Genomic DNA, 17,037 nt, shown 5'->3' on the forward strand with positions numbered 1-17,037 from the left:
GAGCGAAGCGAAGCAATCCAGCTTTGCTGCAACAAGAAAGCTGGATTGCTTCGTCGCTTCGCTCCTCGCAATGACGATTATTTCGCAGGCCGGTGCGCGCGCAGGAACGAGCGGATCTGGCGGACCGCCAGCGGAATCCGCTCGACCGGCTCCTTCCACGGGAACATGCTCACTTCCGCGTTCGGCGCCAGCATCGCCGTTTCCATCGCGACCGAATAAGGGTGCGTCGGGATATCGTCCGGCAAGATCAGCACGGGCGTGGCGCAATTGCGCACGAAATCGCGCGTCACCGTGAATACGAAGTCTGGATCGGTGCGGTACATCCGGGTGAGGAATTTTTCGGCCTGCTCCATCGTGATATCCGGCCGTCGCTTGACCAGTTCCGGCGCCCACCCCTTCATGTTGTTGTCGTAGAAGAGATCGCGCATCTCCGGCCGCGAGCCGCTCGGCTGCGCCAGCACCGCCGCAACCACGCGCTCAGGCGCGCGCTTCAGCAGATTCCAGATCAACGGCCCGCCGATGCAGAAACCGAGCACCATGAACTTGTCGAAGCCGAGATGATCCATCAAGGCGAGCTGATCGTCGGTGTGGGAATCCCAGGGGCGATCGATCTCGAGCGGGCCAGAGGATTTTCCGGGATTGGCATTGCGCAGATCGAAGGCGACGCAGCTGTACTCGTCGCCGAATTCCTTCATGGCATTGAAGGGCGGATAGGCGCCGGTAATGCCATCGATGCACGAATTCAACCCGCCGCCGGCGATCAGCAGCAGCGGAAAGCCCGAGCCGGCTACTTGATAGTGGATACGTACGGCATCTCTCTCGAAAAAGCCCATGCGCTCTCCCTCGTTTCTTGTTCAGTCGGCTTCGAGCGATCGCATCGGGCGTTCCCATATTCGTAACGCCGCCGCCTGTTTGGCGGACAGCATTCCTTCCGCAGCGCCAAAGCGCAAGACGCAAAACTGGCCTGCCGGCTTGCATATTTTGCGACGTGGAATGTTTGTCCCTCATGGTGAGGAGGCGCACTTGCGCCGTCTCGAACCATGTGGCCCGCGGCCCATCCTTCGAGACGCGGCCAAATGGCCGCTCCTCAGGATGAGGTTGTGTTTGTTGCCGCTTGGCATAAACAGTCCGGATAGGTTAGCGTTGCGCCAACTGCTCAACTGAAAATCAAGAATGAGCCGCGCCAGGCCGCCGCAGGGAGAGAGCCGACCATGAAATCGCCGATCTGCGACATGCTGGGAATCGAGTTTCCGCTGTTCGCCTTCAGCCACTGCCGCGACGTGGTCGCAGCCGTCAGCCGCGCCGGCGGCTTTGGCGTGCTGGGCGCGACTTCGCATTCGCCCGAGACGGTCGAGCAGGAGCTGAAATGGATCGACGATCACGTCGACGGCAAGCCCTATGGCATCGACGTGCTGATCCCGGAAAACATCTCGACCGCGGGCGAGAAGGACGTCACCTGGAAGAGCCTTGAAGCGCGCATCTCGCCGGCGCATCGCAACTTCACCCGCGATCTCCTCAAGAAATACGGCGTCGAACTGACGACAACCAACGTCGCCGACAACCAGCCGCAGCCGTTCGACTCACGGCGCGCGCTGGACGTGCTGGAAGTCTCCTTCAGCCATCCGATCCGCCTGATCGCCAACGCGCTGGGCGTGCCGCCGAAAGAAATGATCGCGATGGGCAAGAAGCACGACGTGCCGGTCGCTGCGCTGGTCGGCGCCAAGGAGCACGCGGTGCGGCAGGTCGCGGCCGGCGTCGATATTCTGGTGGCGCAAGGCACCGAGGCCGGCGGCCATTGCGGCGAGGTTTCGACCATGGTGGTGGTGCCGGAAGTGATCAAGGCGGTGAAGCCGATCCGCGACGTGCCGGTGCTCGCCGCGGGCGGTATCATGACCGGCCGTCAGATGGCGGCGTGCATGGCGATGGGTGCGGCCGGCGTGTGGACCGGTTCAATTTGGCTTGCGACGGTGGAGTCCGAGACCACCGAAATCTTCCGCGAGAAGATGATCGCGGCGTCCTCGCGCGACGCCGTGCGCTCGCGCGGGCGCACCGGAAAGCCGGCACGGCAGCTCCGCTCGGTCTGGACCGATGCCTGGGACCGCGGGCCCGACAGCCCCGGCGCACTGCCGATGCCGCTACAGAGCATCATCAGCCGCGACGCCTTCAATTCCATCGACCGCTCCGCCGCCGCCGGCAACGCACAGGCGCGCGACCTCGTCAGCTATTTCGTCGGCCAGGGCGTCGGCCTGGTCGACAGCGTGAAATCCGCAACTGCCGTCGTGCAGGAATTCAAGGAAGATTTTGCCGAAGCCGTCGAGCACATGAATGCACTTGTGGCGGAGTAGTCACCACCGTCATTGCGAGCCAACGGGTCGCGCGAATGCGCGCCCGATGACAGGCTCCGCGAAGCAATGACGGGGATGGAGCTGTACTCAATCAACTGAAAGCAAGAACAGGCAATGTCACACTCCATTCCCGAAGACCGCATCCCCGTCATCGTCGGCGTCGGCGAAATCGTCGATCGCCCGAAGGAGATCACCGCCGGGCTCGAGCCCCTCTCCCTGCTGGAGGAAGCCCTCAAGCGCTCGGAAGCCGATTCCGGCGCGAAGCTGCTTGGCGACATCGGCTCGCTGGACGTTGTCAATTTCCTGAGCTGGCGCTATCGCGATCCGGAGAAGCAACTCGCCGAACGCCTCGGCATCAAGCCGGCGCATCTCTATTATGGCCCGGTCGGCGGCGAGAGTCCGATCCGCTACCTCCACGAAGCGGCGCAGCGTATCGCGCGCGGCGAATGCAGCGTCGCCGCGGTCTGCGGCGCCGAGGCGCAGTCCACCGCGACCAAGGCCGAGCGCGCCGGCCTCACGCCGCCCTGGACGCCGTTTGCACATGACGTGGAAGAGCCCAAGCGCGGCGCCGCGTTCCAGAAGCCGATGGCCGTGAAGCTGGGCGTGTTTCGCCCGATCACCGTCTACCCGCTCTACGAGTCGGCCACGTCGGCACATTGGGGCCAGACCCCACGCGAGGCACTGCAAGAGTCCGGCGATCTCTGGTCGACCTATGCCAGCGTCGCGACGGAGAATCCCAACTCGTGGCTGAAGAAGCATTTCTCGCCCGAGCAGATCACAACGGCGACGCCGGACAATCGGATGATCGCCTGGCCTTACACCAAGCTGATGGTCGCCAATCCCAGCGTGAACATGGGCGGTGCGCTGATCCTGACCAGCCTTGCCAAGGCACGCGCGGCCGGTGTGCCAGAAGACCGCATCGTCTATGCTTGGGGCGGCGCATCGGCAGAAGAGCCGCGCGACTATTTGATCCGCGATCAGTTCTTCGAGAGCCATCCGCAGAACGCGGTGCTCAAGGCGATCATGGATCTCGCCGAGGGCGACGGCAAGAAGTTCGACGCCATCGAGCTCTATAGCTGCTTCCCGGTCGTGCCGAAGATGGCCCGGCGGACGCTCGGGCTGGGTCCCGACGTGCAGCCAACGGTCGCCGGCGGCCTCACTTTCTTCGGCGCGCCACTCAACACCTACATGACGCATGCCGCCTGCGCGATGGTGCGCAAGCTGCGCGATGGCGGCAAGCTTGGCCTGCTGTATGGCCAGGGCGGCTTTGTCACCAAGCACCATGCGCTGGTGCTATCGCGCGAGGCGCCAAAGAAGGCGCTGGCGCAGGATACCAGCGTGCAGGCGGAAGCCGATCGGCATCGCCGCAAGGTGCCGGACTTCGTCACCGAGGTCGGCGGCAAGGGTAAGGTCGAAGCCTTCACCGTGATCTATCGCGGCAATGGCGAGATCGAGCATGGCGTCGCCATGCTGCGCACCGAGGATGACCGGCGGACGCTGGGACGCATTCCCGCCAGCGATACGCAGACGCTCGCGCATCTCCAAAGCATGGACCGCACGCCGGTCGGCTCGCTCGGAGACATCGTCACGGCGGAAGACGGCATACTGGAGTGGCGGGTGGCATAGGTCTCTCTGCTCCCTCGCCCCGCTCTTCGCGGGGAGAGGGTTGGGGTGAGGGGCTGCCTCCGCAAATTCTCTGGCAATGAAGTACGCGGAGAGTCCCCCTCACCCGGCGCTTCGCGCCGACCTCTCCCCGCAAGCGGCAGGGCTATCGCATATGGCCCATTGAGCGTGTGAGCGAGCCCGGCCTTCATGGTTCGAGACGCGCCGCAGGCGGCGCTCCTCACCATGAGGGTTCTAGGATTTTGCCACGAAACAAGACCTCATCCTGAGGAGCCCGCCAAAGGCGGGCGTCTCGAAGGATGGCCACAACGAAGTCGCCTCATCGAGTCCTCGCTCATATGCGATAGCCCTGCCGCAAGCGGGGCGAGGTAGGGAGCCCTACCCCTTCGCGTCCTGCTTTTCCGACGCAGTCGCGGGCTTGCCCTTGGAGCCGACCACGCGGACCCGATCGCCGTCGGCAAGGCCGTCCGGCGGGGCCGTGATGATGCGGTCGTCCGCCGCAAGCCCGGAGGCGAGTTCGATTTCCTTGCCGAGATCGCGCGCGATCGTGACCTTCTTGAACAGCACCTTGTCGTCGGGCGTGACGGTCGCGACGGAAAGGCCGTTCTGGTTGAAGATCAGCGCGCTTGCGGGGATGTGCAGCGGCACCGCGTCGCGCTGTAGGCTGAGCTTGACGCTGGCATAGCCGCCGGGCATCAGCTCGCCGCTGGAATTGTCCAGTGCCAGTTGCATGCGCGTCGTGCCGGAGGAAACCTCCACCGCTTGCGAGGATGCTTCCACGGTCGCCGCAAAGGTGCGGTTCGGATATTCCGGCATCGTGATGACGGCCTTGGCGCCGATCCTGATCGCCGGCACGTAATTCTGCGGAACGTTGACGTAGACGCGGAGCTTGGTGATGTCGGAGACCACGAACATCGGCGGACCCGAACCGCCGCCCGCATTGATCAGCGCGCCGACGTCGGTATCGCGCGCGGTCACCACGCCGTCGAACGGCGCAGTGATCTTCTTGTAGCCGGCGAGCGCTTCCAGCCGTTCGACGTTGGCCTGGCCCGAATTGACGGCAGCCTTCTTGTTGGCGAGATCAGCGGTGCGCTCATCGATCTCCTGCGCCGAGACGAAATTCGAGGCGACGAGGGTCTTGCGGCGGTTGAGGGTTGCCTCCGACAGCCGCGCGCTCGACTGCTGGCTGACAAGGTCGGCTCTGGCTTGCAGCAATTGCTGATCGAGATCTGGCGCCTCGATTTCGGCAATCACCTGACCGGCTTTCACGCGTGCGCCGATATCGGCGCTCCAGCTCTTCAGATAGCCGGACACGCGCGCGAAGATCGGCGCGCGGGAATAGGCTTCCAGCCGGCCCGGCAGGTCGATGGTGGGGTTGAGCGCCCTGCCGCTGGGCAGCGCGACCGCGACGGTGGGAATGGCCTGATCGTCGGTCCATTCCTTCAGCTTGGAACCCTGATCCTCGCGGGCGCGGATGCCGGTCGCAACGACCAGCCCGGCCGCGATCACCACCACCACGCCGAATAGGCCCAATTTCCGGCGCGAAACCGGCGGGGACTGTTCAGTGGGCGACATGCGGTATCTCCGATGCGGCGGCGGCTTTGGCGCCTTGTTTCTTGTGTACCATACTGAATACCACGGGGACAAACATCAGCGTGGCGATGGTCGCGAACACGAGCCCGCCGATCACGGCGCGGCCGAGCGGCGCATTCTGCTCGCCGCCTTCGCCGAGCCCCAGCGCCATCGGCGCCATGCCGATGATCATGGCGAGCGCCGTCATCAGCACCGGGCGGAACCGGACGAAGCCGGCTTCCAGCGCGGCAGCGACGGGATCGCCCAGCTCTTCATAGCGCTCGCGGGCAAAGCTGATAACCAGCACGCTGTTGGCGGTGGCGACGCCCATGCACATGATCGCGCCGGTCAGCGCGGGCACCGACAGCGTCGTCTCCGTCGTGAACAGCATCCAGACAATGCCGGCGAGCGCTGCCGGCAATGCCGTGATGATCACGAACGGGTCCGACCAGGACTGGAAGTTCACGACGATCAGGAAATAGATCAGCACCACGGCGGCGAGCAGGCCGAACAGCAAGCCCGCGAACGCGCTGTTCATGGTCTCCACCTGTCCGAGCAGCACCACGGAAGAACCCTTCGGCACGTCCTTTGCGGTATCGGCGATCGCCTTGCGCACATCGACCGCGACCGAACCGAGGTCACGGCCTTGCGTGGTCGCGTAGATCTGCACCATCGGCTGGATGTCGTATTGCGAAACGACCGCGCTCGAGGTCGAACGCTTGATGTCGGCAATGCCGCCGAGGATCGGCGCCTGCGTGTTGCCGGTCGCGGTGATCGGCAGCGTCTGTAGCGCGCTCAGCGAGTCGATCTGGTATTGCGGCGTCTGCATCACGATCGAATAGGACACGCCGTTGTCGGGATTGAGGTAATAGGTCGGCGCGACCTGCGAGCTGCCCGCGAGGTTGACGACGAGGCTGTTGGTGACATCGCGCTCGGTCAGCCCGACATATTGCGCGCGGGTGCGGTCGACGTCGATGTTGAAGGTCGGCGCATTCGGCGATTGCTGGATGCGGGCATCGGCAATTCCGGGAATGCGCCGGATGCGGCTCAGCAACTGGTTGGCATAGGCGAAATTGCCTTGCAGGTTCGGACCGCGGATTTGCAGGTCGATCGGCGCCGGCGCGCCGAAATTGAGGATCTGGCTGACGATATCGGCCGGCAGGAATGAGAAGCTCATGCCCGGGAACAGCCGCGGCAATTGCTCGCGCAGTTTCTGCACATGTTCCTCGGTCGGCCGGTGATGTTCCTTCAACTTGATCTGGATGTCGCCATCCTGCGGACCGATCATACCGGTGTTGTTGTAGGTCATGTTGATGCCGGAGATCGGCATGCCGATGTTGTCGGTCAGGGTCTCGATCTCGCCGGGGATCAGCCTGCGGATCGCCTTCTGCACGTCCGCGAGCTGGTTGGCGGTCTCCTCCACGCGGGTGCCGACCTGGGTGCGGACATGCATCAGGATGTTGCCGGCATCGACCGAGGGGAAGAAGTTGCGCCCCAGGAACGGCACCAGCAGGAACGAGAGCGCAACCACGCCCAGGAAACCCGTCACGAACAGCGGGCGGTGGCCGAGCGCCATCGACAACAGACCGCGGTAGCCGTTGCGGATGCGCTCGAACCGCGCCTCGAAGCCGCGCTGGAACCATACCAGCGGATTGCGCGACGGCGGCGGCCCGCCCTCGTGGTGGATATGCGGCTGTAGCAAATACTTTGCCATTGTCGGCACCAGCGTGCGCGACAGGATGAACGACCAGATCATCGCGAACATCACCGCTTCCGCCATCGGCACGAACAGGAAGCGGGCCACGCCTTGCAGGAAGAACATCGGCACGAACACGATGCAGATGCAGAGCAGCGAGACGAAGGCCGGCGTCACGATCTGGTTGGCGCCGTCCATGATGGATTGCTCGACCGGTTTACCCTGCTCCAGATGGTAGTTGATGTTCTCGATCGTCACGGTGGCGTCGTCGACGAGGATGCCGACCGCAAGCGCGAGGCCGCCGAGCGTCATGATGTTCAGCGTCTCGCCGATCGCCGACAGCATGATGATCGCACCCAGCACCGACAGCGGGATCGAGATCGCGATGATGATGGTGGAGCGCCAGCTCCCAAGGAACAGCAGGATCATGACGCTGGTGAGCAGCGCCGCAATCACGCCTTCGACGGCAACGCCTTCGATGGCGCCGCGCACGAACACCGATTGGTCGCCGATGAAGCCGATCTTGAGCGCGTCCGGCATCTGGTCCTTGACGTCGATCACCTTCTGCTTGATGCCGGCGATGATATCGAGCGTCGAGGTCGCACCTGCCTTCAGCACCATCATCAGCACGGAGCGGTTGCCGTCGACATGCACGATGTTGGTCTGCGGCGGGTTGCCATCGCGCACGCTGGCGACGTCGCGGACATAGACCATCGCGCCATTGACAGCCTTGATCGGCAGATCGCCGAGCTCTTCCATCCGCAGCGGCGAGTTGTTGAGCTGGATCGAGTATTCGAAATTGCCGATCTTCTGCGTGCCGACCGGTGTGATCAGGTTTTGGGCAGCGAGCGCGTTGGCGACATCCTGGCCGGACAGACCCCGCGCCTGCAACGCAGTCGAATTGAGGTCGATCTGGACCTGGCGCTGCTTGCCGCCGAACGGATACGGGATTGCCGCGCCGGGCACGGTGACCAGCGGCGTGCGCAACTGGTTGATGCCGATGTCGGCCAGGTTCTGCTCGGTCAGGCCTTCGCCCGACAGCGCGACCTGGATAATCGGCACGGTCGAAGCACTGTAGTTCAGGATCAAGGGCGGCGTGGCGCCCGGCGGCATCTGCTTCAAGAGCGTTTGCGAGATCGCGGTGACCTGCGCGTTGGCAGTGCGGATATCGACGCCCGGCTGGAAGAAAATCTTGATGATGCCGATGCCGTTGTAGGAATTGGCGACGATGTGCTCGATGTCATTGACCGTCGTCGTCAGCGCGCGCTGAAACGGCGTGACGATGCGGCCGGCCATCTGGTCGGGCGGCAGGCCGGTATAGTTCCAGACCACGCCGATCACGGGAATGCGGATGTCGGGAAAGATGTCGGTCGGCGTGCGCAGCGCGGCCAGCGGTCCGATGATCAGGAGCAGGAGCGCGAGTACGACGAAAGTATATGGCCGGCTCAGCGCGATGCGGACCAGTGCGATCATAAATCAGGCATTCCTGCTGCCCGCCCAAACGGCAGGGATTGGCTTACCCCTCGAGCCAATTCATTGGCGCCCGTTTAGCCGAATCCGCGCCGAAAGGCCACGCATGGCGGCGCAGCCGTCCTTCACTTCCCGGGCATAGCTGGTTTGCACAAGCGGCAGTTCAAGGACCGCCGCCGGCGCGTCAGGCCGCGCGCACCGAATTGAGGAATTTCGAAACCTCGTTCTTCAGGCGGGTGCTGTCGCCGGACAGCAATTGCGCGGCGGACAGCACTTGCGAGGACGCCGAGCCGGTTTCGCTGGCGCCGCGCTGCACGTCGGTGATGTTGGCGGAAACCTGCTGCGTGCCGTGCGCGGCCTGCTGCACGTTGCGGGAAATTTCCTGCGTCGCCGCACCCTGCTCTTCCACCGCAGCCGCAATGGTCGATGCGATTTCCGACAGTCTTTCGATCGTAGCGCTGATCTCCTTGATGGCGCCAACCGACTCTTCGGTCGCTCCCTGGATGCCGGTGATCTGTAGGCCGATCTCGCCGGTGGCCTTTGATGTCTGCTCGGCGAGCGCCTTCACCTCGGAGGCGACCACCGCAAAGCCGCGGCCGGCTTCGCCCGCGCGCGCCGCCTCGATGGTGGCGTTGAGCGCCAGCAGATTGGTCTGCGCGGCGATCGTATTGATCAGCTCGACGACGTCGCCGATACGGGCGGCCGCCTTCGAGAGCTCGCTGACGCGGCTGTTGGTGATGCGGGCCTGGTCGACCGCCTCATTGGCCATCCGCGCCGACTCCTGAACCTGACGGCTGATCTCGTTGACCGATGACGACAATTGCTCGGTGGCGGAGGCCACCGACTGCACATTGGTGGAGGCCTCTTCCGACGCCGACGCCACCATGACGGTGAGTTCCTGCGCCCGATCGGCCGTCGCGGTCAACGTGGTGGCCGATGCCTCGAGCTGGCTGGAGGCCGAGGACACGGTTTCGACGATCTCGCCGACGGCGCCTTCGAACTGGTCGGCGAGCCTGATCATGTCCGCCTTGCGCTGCCGCGCGGCAATCTGCTCCTGTGTCGTCCTGGCTTCGGCCTCGTCGTGCGCTTTCTGTTCGGCGTTCTGCCGGATCACCGCGACGGTCTTGGCGAGATCGCCGATCTCGTCGCCGCGCCCGGCGCCGGGGATCACGACATCGAGGTTGCCGCCGGCCATCTCGCCGAGCGCGCCGTTCAGCCGCATCATCGGACGTGCGATGCCGACGAAGGAGAACAGCACCGAAGCAACCAGCGAGATCACCATCACGATCGCCATGATCAGGCTGATCCGGTTGGCGCTCGCGATCACGGCGGCCATCTCCTCCCGCGAGGTTCTGGCGTTGCTTTGGGAAATCTCGACCTGCTTCTCCATCAGCGCACCGGCCTCTTCGACGGCCTTGCCGGTGCGGTCCGCGATCTCCGCCTTCAGCGCTTCGGTCTTGACGGAATCGCCGGTGGCGTCGACGAAACGATTGATGATCGCACTGAGGCCGTCGACCAGCTCGTGCAGCTTCTTGTCGTCGCTCTTGTCGCGCGTCTGCTTCAGGATCGTCGCAAGATGCGTCTTGTTGTGCCCGATCGTGCCGACCAGCTTGTTGTCGCCGGTGGCGCCGAAGCGGAAGACCAGTGCCCGCAGCGCGTTGACCTTGGAGTCGGCCTGATAGAAGAAGCCCTCGATTTCCTCGCGGTTGTCGATGCGCGCGAACACCGACGAATTGAGCGCGGTCTGGAACGCGCGGTACCATTCGCCCGAAATAGTGTCGCGCTTGTCGATCTCGGCAAGCGAGCTCTTCTGCGCTTTTGCAAGGTCCTCGACGCCGGCCGAGAAGCTGTCCGTCAGCGACTTCACCTTCAGTAGCCGCTCCCTGGTATCCCCTATCTGCGCAACGGACAGCGCGGCATCGATTTCCTTGGCCTGCGCTGCCTTCAACTGCTGGAAGTCGGCAAGCCTCTTGTCGACCTCGGCGGCCGTCCTGGCGAGGCGGATATCGCTTGCGGCAACTTGCATCTGGCGCAGCTCGATTTGTCCGCCGAGCGCGCTGTCGATCACCCGCTGGGATCGCGCGACGCGGTTGCTGGCGGCCTCGACCTGCGCCTCGGACATCATCTGGTTGGCCACCATGCCGGCCGCCAGCAGGATGCCGATGGCCCCGGCCAGGCCGAGCTTGTTGCCGATGCGATTGAACTTGATCATTGCGAGAACCCCGATCCCCAACGCAAATCGGCGGCGCTGAACTTCTGTCCGACCGGCCGGATTTGCCTGTAGAGGCTTACCCCGCCAGATCGTTAGGTTCGGTTAACATCCCACCGTCGAACGACGGATTTTCCGCTCCCTGAAGTTGAAGCCCGGCCACAAGGGGCCGGGCTTATTGTCGCATGCCTGTGCCGCGGTTCAGGCCGCTCGCACATTGGTCAGGAATTTCGAGACCTCGTTCTTGAGCCGGCTGCTGTCGCCCGACAGCATCCTGGCCGCCGACAGCACCTGGGTTGAGGCCGAGCCGGTCTCGGCGGCGCCGTGCTGCACGTCGGTGATGTTCGACGAGACCTGCTGGGTGCCCTGAGCTGCCTGCTGCACGTTGCGGGAGATTTCCTGGGTGGCGGCGCCCTGCTCTTCCACCGCGGCCGCGATGGTTGAGGAGATCTCCGACAGCCTTTCGATGGTGCCGCTGATCTCCTTGATCGCCGTGACCGACTCCTGGGTCGCGCCCTGGATGCCGGAAATCTGCTGGCTGATCTCGCCGGTGGCCTTGGCGGTCTGCTCGGCCAGCGCCTTCACCTCGGATGCGACGACCGCAAAGCCGCGGCCGGCTTCGCCCGCGCGTGCCGCCTCGATGGTGGCGTTGAGCGCGAGCAGGTTGGTTTGGCCTGCAATGGTGTTGATCAGTTCGACGACGTCGCCGATGCGGCTTGCCGCCTTGGACAGCTCGCTGACGCGGTCGTTGGTGACGCGGGCCTGGCCGACGGCATCGGTCGCCATCCGTGCCGATTCCTGCACCTGGCGGCTGATCTCGTTGACGGAGGACGACAGCTCTTCGGTCGCGGAGGCCACCGACTGCACGTTGGTGGAAGCTTCCTCCGAGGCCGCGGCAACCGTGGTCGCCAGTTCCTTCGAACGCTCGGCGGTCGAAGACAGCGTGCCGGCCGAAGCCTCGAGCTGGCTCGAAGCCGAGGACACGGTGTTGACGATCTCGCCGATCATCGACTCGAATTCGCGGGTGATGTTGTCGACCCGGCGGCCGCGCTCGATCTTGGCTTCCGCATCCGCCGCGGCAGCCTCATCGGCGGCCTTCTTGGCGATCAGCGCATCCTTGAACACCTGTAGCGTGTCGGCCATGGTGCCGATCTCGGTCTTTTCGCCCCGATGCGGCACGACGGCCGTGAGGTCACCCTGGCCAAGGGCCTGCATCGGCCTGACGATCGAGGCAATGCCGGCCGAGACGTCACGAACCAGATAGAAGCTGATGGCGGCGCCGGCGACGATCGATGCGCCGAGGATGATCGCGAGCATCATGAATGCCGAAGCATAGTCGTCGGCAGCACTCTGCGCGGCCTTGTCCGCACCGGCGTTGTTGAGGTCGATGCTCTTCTTCAGGACGGCGTCGGCGTCGAGCCCGATTTTGTTGACGACCTTTGTATTAAGGTCCTGGGCTTCGCGCGGCGCCTTGCCGGCCTCCTTGCGCGACAGGGCCATGACTTCCTCGGTGCCCTTCTTGTACTTGTCCCAGAGGTCGGCCCATTCCCTGTAGAGCGCGCGCTCTTCCGGCGAAGTGATCATCGGTTCGTACTGCGCGCGGGTCTTCATGTTGCCTTCAACGACGGTGGCTGCTGTCTTTTCCATCGCGAGCTTGTCTTCGAGCGCTTCGCTCAGCATGTGCTGACGCACGACGTTGCGGTAGGTGATGACGCCGGCCCGCAGATCGCCCAGCACCCGCACGCTCGGCAGCCAACTGGTCGTGATATCGACCGTGCTCGCGTTGATCGCCCGCATGTTCTTGACGGCGAGCAGGCCCATGCCTGTCATCGCAACGAGGAGTAACGCAACAACGGCAATGATCTTGGATCGGATGGAGAACTTGGAGAGCATGGCGGCAGTCTCAATTCTTGGGCGCAGGCGCCGGGGCACGTACGGGATTCGGGCAGGTGAATTGCCTCGCGGCATGAAACCCGCGGCCCCCTGAGGTTGTGTTAATTTGCCGCCCCGTAGGACTACGGAAGCAGAAAAAATCTTCAATATTTGAAAACGCGAACTCCGATCACGGCATCAACTTGAGCGCGTCCGAGAAAAACTCCGGACCGCCGAAATTGCCCGACTTGAGAGCGAGCAGCATCTCGCCCTTCTTGACGCCGACGGCGCGCAAAACCGGCACGCCTGCAGCGATTTCCTCGCCGACAAGGAATCCGGGAATGCCGAGACGATCGACCACGGCGCCTGACGTTTCGCCGCCGGCGACGACGAGCCGATGCACGCCTGACCGCACCAGGCCTTCCGCGATATCGGCCATCGCCTGCTCGATGGCATGTCCGGCTGCATCGCGGCCATGACGCGATTGCAGGGCTGCGACCTCGTCCGGCGTGGCGCTGCTGGCGATCAGCACTGGACCGCTGTTGATTCGCTCAACCGCCCAGGCCACCGCGCGGCGCGCCTCTTCCTTGCCCGCAACCACGCGATCGGTATCGAGATGCAGGACCGGCATGATCCGCCCGGCATTGGCGATCTGACCGAGCGTCGCCTGCGAGCAACTGCCGGCAAGGCATACCGCCGGCCCGCCGACAGGCGCGCCGGCCGCCGCGTTCGGCCCGCTCGCACGGACTTTTCCTGAAGCCACCAAAGCCCGGGCGAGCCCAAGCCCGATGCCGGAGGCGCCAACGGAAAGACGATGATCGGCCGCAACCGTGCCGATGGTTTCGAGGTCGCGGTCGAACACGGCATCGATGATGGCCGCGCCGGTACCCTGGCCGGCGAGTTCGGCGAGCCGTGTGCGGACGGCGCCCGCGCCCTTGGTGAGCGTTGCGAGGTTGACGAGGCCAACCCTGGTCTTGCTTTGCCGCGCCAGCACCCGCACCAGATTGGAGTCATGCATGGGATTGAGCGGGTGATCTTTCAGCGGGCTTTCGTTGAGCGGCACGGTGCCGACGAACAGGTTACCCTGGTAGACGGTGCGGCCGGTTTCGGGAAAGGCCGGCGTCACCAGCACGATGGCGTCGCCAGAATCGGCGCGCAGCGCATCCATGACAGGGCCGATATTGCCCTTGTCGGTGGAATCGAAGGTCGAGCAGATCTTGAACAGCACGTGGGCCGCGCCGCGTCCGCGCAGCCATTTTTCCGCGTCCTGCGACTTCGAGACGGCAAGGCCCGCCTCGATCGAGCGGCTTTTCAGCGACACCACGACCGCATCGACATCGGGGAGCTTGAGATCGTCCGAGGGCACGCCGATGGTCTGCACCGTGCGCAGGCCCTGACGCGTCAGCGTGTTGGCAAGGTCGGACGCGCCGGTGTAGTCGTCGGCAATGCAGCCGAGCGCCAGCGTCATGATTTTGCTCCGGCATACGGCTTGAACCAGCCGAGGCCATCGGTGGTCTTGCCGCGCGGGTTGTATTCGCAGCCGACAAAGCCGTCATAGCCGAGACGATCGAGCTCGGCGAACAGGAACGGATAGTTCAGCTCCTCGCCATCGGGCTCGTTGCGCGAGGGAATGCTGGCGATCTGGATGTGGCCCGTGATCGGCAGCATCTCGCGCAGACGCATGGTGACGTCGCCATGAATGATCTGGCAGTGATAGATGTCGAACTGGAGTTTCAGGTTCGGGATCTTCAATTCGTTGATGAGATCGCGCGCGAAGATGAAGTCATTGAGGAAGTAGCCGGGCACGTTGCGTGCATTGATCGGCTCGATCACGACATCGAGGCCGTGGGGTGCGAAGAACTCGGCCGCGGTGGCGACCGACTTGTAGAAGGCTTCGACCGCCTTGGCGTCGCTTCGGCTCGCGATGCCCGCCATCAAATGCAGCCGCTTCACGCCGGTCGCCTTCGCATATGGCAGCGCGGTGTCAAAACTCTTCTTCATGTCGGCGAAGCGCGCCGGCAGCGCAGCAAAACCTTTTTCGCCGGCATCCCAATTGCCCGGCGGCAGGTTGAACAGCGCCTGCGTCAGGCCGTTGGCCTTCAGCCGCTTGCCGACTTCCTCGGCCGGATGATCGTAGGGAAACAGGAATTCGACGGCGGTAAAGCCGGCCTTGGCCGCTGCCTCGAACCGGTCGAGGAACGGCACGTCGGTGAACATCATGGACAGATTGGCGGCAAAACGGGGCATCAGACGACCTCTTGTTACTTCTCGCCCGGCAGTTTGGTGCCGGTGACTTTTGCATACATGCGCGCGACTGACGCATCGTCATCGCGGCCCATGCCGGCCGCAGCCGTCATCAGGAACATCTGAAGCGCGGCGGCGGAAACCGGCACGGGGAAACGCGCATTGCGCGCCATGTCCTGGATGATGCCGAGATCCTTGACAAATATCTCGACCGCGCTGCGCGGCGTGTAGTCGCCGTCGAGCACGTGCGGCACGCGGTTCTCGAACATCCAGGAATTACCGGCGGACGCCGTGATGACTTCATAGACCTTCTTGATGTCGAGGCCCTGTTTGGCCGCAAAGGCGATCGCCTCGGAGGCGGCGGCAATATGCACGCCGGCGAGCAACTGGTTGATCATCTTGAAGGCGGCGCCCTGCCCCGCGGCATCGCCAAGTTCGTAGAGTTTTGCCGCCATCGCATCGAGCGCCGGCCGCGCCTTGGCAAAGGCGGCGGGACTGCCGGAGGCGAGAATAGTGAGTTCGCCCTGCGCGGCGCGCTGCGCACCGCCGGAGATCGGCGCATCGAGATAGTGGCGGCCGCTCGCCTCGAGCTGCTTTGCGAGCCGCCGTGCAACGTCGGGGTCCATGGTGGCGGAAGAGACGAACACGGCGTCCTTTGCCAGCGTCCCGGCAACACCATCAGCGCCGAACAAAATAGTCTCGGTCTGGGCAGCGTTGACCACCACGCTGACGACGATGCCGGCATCCTTCGCAGCCTCGGCCGGCGTTTTCGCGCCCTTGCCGCCGTCGGCGACGAAGCGCGAGACGGCATCGGCCGAGACATCGCAGCCGGTGACCTCAAAACCTGCGCGCTTCAGCGAGGTCGCCATGCCATACCCCATCGAGCCGAGCCCGATCACGGCGATGCGCGGTTTGGCGGTGTCTTGCATAAGGCGTCCCCTCAACTTCGTTGTTTGAGCATGATCTTGTCGGAAAACCGGTTCCCACTTTTCCGGATCATGCTGCTTCTGCCGCAATTGCGGCGCGCGGCTTGGGCTCTGGGTATCACGGCTTGGCCGCGCTGCCAAAGCGTGAGACAAGGCCAAAACAGGACACCGCCATGAGCGAAACGAAAATCCGGGAAGAAATCTGCCGGCTCGGCCGCTCGCTGTTCGAGCGCGGGCTGACGCCGGGCTCTTCCGGCAATATCAGCGTCAGGCTCCAGGACGGCGGCTGGCTGGTGACGCCGACCAACGCCTCGCTCGGCTTCCTCGATCCGGCGAGATTGTCGCGGCTTGGCGCCGACGGGCGGCTGATTTCTGGCGATGCGCCGACCAAGGAAGTGCCGCTGCATACCGCGCTCTACCAGACCCGCAATGCAGCACGCGCCGTGGTGCATCTGCACTCCACCCATTCGGTGGCGCTCTCGATGCTGCCCGAGATCGACCCGCGCGCTGCGCTGCCGCCGATGACGGCCTATTACGTCATGAAGTGCGGCGCGACCGCGCTGGTGCCGTATTATCGGCCGGGCGATCCCGCGGTGGCCGATGCGATCAAGGGGCTGGCGGGAAAATATTCGTCGGTGCTGCTGGCCAATCATGGGCCGGTGGTCTCGGGAGATACGCTGGAGGCCGCGGTGTTCGCGATGGAGGAACTGGAGGAGACGGCAAAGCTGTATCTGCTGCTGCGCGGGCTGAACCCGCGGTACCTGACGCCGGCGCAGGTGACGGATCTGACGAAGGTGTTCGGGCTGACGGTGCCGGAGCATGGGCACGATCATTAGGGTCTAATAAAGTTGTCATGCCCGCGAAGGCGGGCATCCAGTACGCCGCGGCTTCTCGGCTCAAATCGCCGCCGCCTCTGGAATACTGGGTCCCCCGCCTCCGCGGGGGACGACGAGTGAGTGTGCGGCGGCGTTCTCGCGACACGATGTGCCCGAGTTTTCCAAATTCGTTGTCCCTCTTCAAAAACAGAGGGAGCAGGGAATGCCGGGTGCGCGCTGCACCCGCGGTCTCGTGTGCGCTGCT

Annotated in this window: 11 protein-coding genes; 3 read left to right on the forward strand and 8 right to left on the reverse strand. The window is 64.2% G+C overall.

Translation table 11 applies throughout. The features are described 5' to 3' along the window. Positions 1–77: 77 nt before the first annotated feature. Positions 78–833, reverse strand: coding sequence for an alpha/beta fold hydrolase (locus JQ628_RS34105; RefSeq protein ID WP_212230944.1), 756 nt, complete (start codon positions 831–833; stop codon positions 78–80). 378 nt (positions 834–1,211) lie between these two features. On the opposite strand from JQ628_RS34105, the gene JQ628_RS34110 reads away from it, so the two are divergent. After that, complete coding sequence (locus JQ628_RS34110) at positions 1,212–2,345, forward strand: nitronate monooxygenase (RefSeq protein ID WP_212230947.1); 1,134 nt, start codon at positions 1,212–1,214, stop codon at positions 2,343–2,345. Positions 2,346–2,459: 114 nt separating this feature from the next. Beyond that, entirely contained in the window at positions 2,460–3,971 is a 1,512-nt protein-coding gene (locus JQ628_RS34115; RefSeq protein ID WP_212230950.1) for an acetyl-CoA acetyltransferase, read from the forward strand. A 375-nt stretch (positions 3,972–4,346) separates the two neighbouring features. On the opposite strand, the gene JQ628_RS34120 is transcribed toward JQ628_RS34115, so the two are convergent. From JQ628_RS34120 to ltnD, 7 genes are all read right to left on the reverse strand, one after another. Then, positions 4,347–5,543 carry an efflux RND transporter periplasmic adaptor subunit gene (locus tag JQ628_RS34120; RefSeq protein ID WP_212230952.1) on the reverse strand — a complete coding sequence of 399 codons (1,197 nt, stop codon included), beginning with the start codon at positions 5,541–5,543 and terminating at the stop codon, positions 4,347–4,349. Then, positions 5,530–8,709, reverse strand: a complete 3,180-nt coding sequence (locus JQ628_RS34125; protein ID WP_212230954.1) for an efflux RND transporter permease subunit — start codon at positions 8,707–8,709, stop codon at positions 5,530–5,532. Before JQ628_RS34125 ends, JQ628_RS34120 begins: the two co-directional genes overlap by 14 nt. Before the next feature lie 181 nt (positions 8,710–8,890). Next, positions 8,891–10,918 carry a methyl-accepting chemotaxis protein gene (locus tag JQ628_RS34130; RefSeq protein ID WP_249128756.1) on the reverse strand — a complete coding sequence of 676 codons (2,028 nt, stop codon included), beginning with the start codon at positions 10,916–10,918 and terminating at the stop codon, positions 8,891–8,893. A 198-nt stretch (positions 10,919–11,116) separates the two neighbouring features. Continuing rightward, complete coding sequence (locus tag JQ628_RS34135) at positions 11,117–12,808, reverse strand: methyl-accepting chemotaxis protein (RefSeq protein ID WP_212230955.1); 1,692 nt, start codon at positions 12,806–12,808, stop codon at positions 11,117–11,119. Positions 12,809–12,977: 169 nt separating this feature from the next. Continuing rightward, positions 12,978–14,255, reverse strand: coding sequence for a 3-oxo-tetronate kinase (otnK, locus tag JQ628_RS34140; protein ID WP_212230956.1), 1,278 nt, complete (start codon positions 14,253–14,255; stop codon positions 12,978–12,980). Then, complete coding sequence (gene otnI / locus JQ628_RS34145; RefSeq protein ID WP_212230958.1) at positions 14,252–15,034, reverse strand: 2-oxo-tetronate isomerase; 783 nt, start codon at positions 15,032–15,034, stop codon at positions 14,252–14,254. Before otnI ends, otnK begins: the two co-directional genes overlap by 4 nt. Before the next feature lie 14 nt (positions 15,035–15,048). Beyond that, the gene (ltnD, locus tag JQ628_RS34150) at positions 15,049–15,960 is read right to left on the reverse strand and encodes an L-threonate dehydrogenase (RefSeq protein WP_212230960.1); all 912 of its coding nucleotides are present in this window, start codon (positions 15,958–15,960) and stop codon (positions 15,049–15,051) included. Between the two features lie 170 nt (positions 15,961–16,130). Between ltnD and JQ628_RS34155 the strand changes: the two genes are divergently transcribed. Further along, positions 16,131–16,793, forward strand: coding sequence for an aldolase (locus JQ628_RS34155; protein WP_212230963.1), 663 nt, complete (start codon positions 16,131–16,133; stop codon positions 16,791–16,793). Positions 16,794–17,037 lie beyond the last annotated feature (244 nt).

It is taken from the genome of Bradyrhizobium lablabi (assembly GCF_018129385.1).
GTDB classification, from domain to species: domain Bacteria; phylum Pseudomonadota; class Alphaproteobacteria; order Rhizobiales; family Xanthobacteraceae; genus Bradyrhizobium; species Bradyrhizobium lablabi_C.

Coding starts and splice junctions, on each gene's coding strand:
- JQ628_RS34105 (WP_212230944.1), bottom strand. CDS start 833: ATGGGCTTTTTCGAGAGAGATGCCGTACGTATCCACTATCAAGTAGCC.
- JQ628_RS34110 (WP_212230947.1), top strand. CDS start 1,212: ATGAAATCGCCGATCTGCGACATGCTGGGAATCGAGTTTCCGCTGTTC.
- JQ628_RS34115 (WP_212230950.1), top strand. CDS start 2,460: ATGTCACACTCCATTCCCGAAGACCGCATCCCCGTCATCGTCGGCGTC.
- JQ628_RS34120 (WP_212230952.1), bottom strand. CDS start 5,543: ATGTCGCCCACTGAACAGTCCCCGCCGGTTTCGCGCCGGAAATTGGGC.
- JQ628_RS34125 (WP_212230954.1), bottom strand. CDS start 8,709: ATGATCGCACTGGTCCGCATCGCGCTGAGCCGGCCATATACTTTCGTC.
- JQ628_RS34130 (WP_249128756.1), bottom strand. CDS start 10,918: ATGATCAAGTTCAATCGCATCGGCAACAAGCTCGGCCTGGCCGGGGCC.
- JQ628_RS34135 (WP_212230955.1), bottom strand. CDS start 12,808: ATGCTCTCCAAGTTCTCCATCCGATCCAAGATCATTGCCGTTGTTGCG.
- otnK (WP_212230956.1), bottom strand. CDS start 14,255: ATGACGCTGGCGCTCGGCTGCATTGCCGACGACTACACCGGCGCGTCC.
- otnI (WP_212230958.1), bottom strand. CDS start 15,034: ATGCCCCGTTTTGCCGCCAATCTGTCCATGATGTTCACCGACGTGCCG.
- ltnD (WP_212230960.1), bottom strand. CDS start 15,960: ATGCAAGACACCGCCAAACCGCGCATCGCCGTGATCGGGCTCGGCTCG.
- JQ628_RS34155 (WP_212230963.1), top strand. CDS start 16,131: ATGAGCGAAACGAAAATCCGGGAAGAAATCTGCCGGCTCGGCCGCTCG.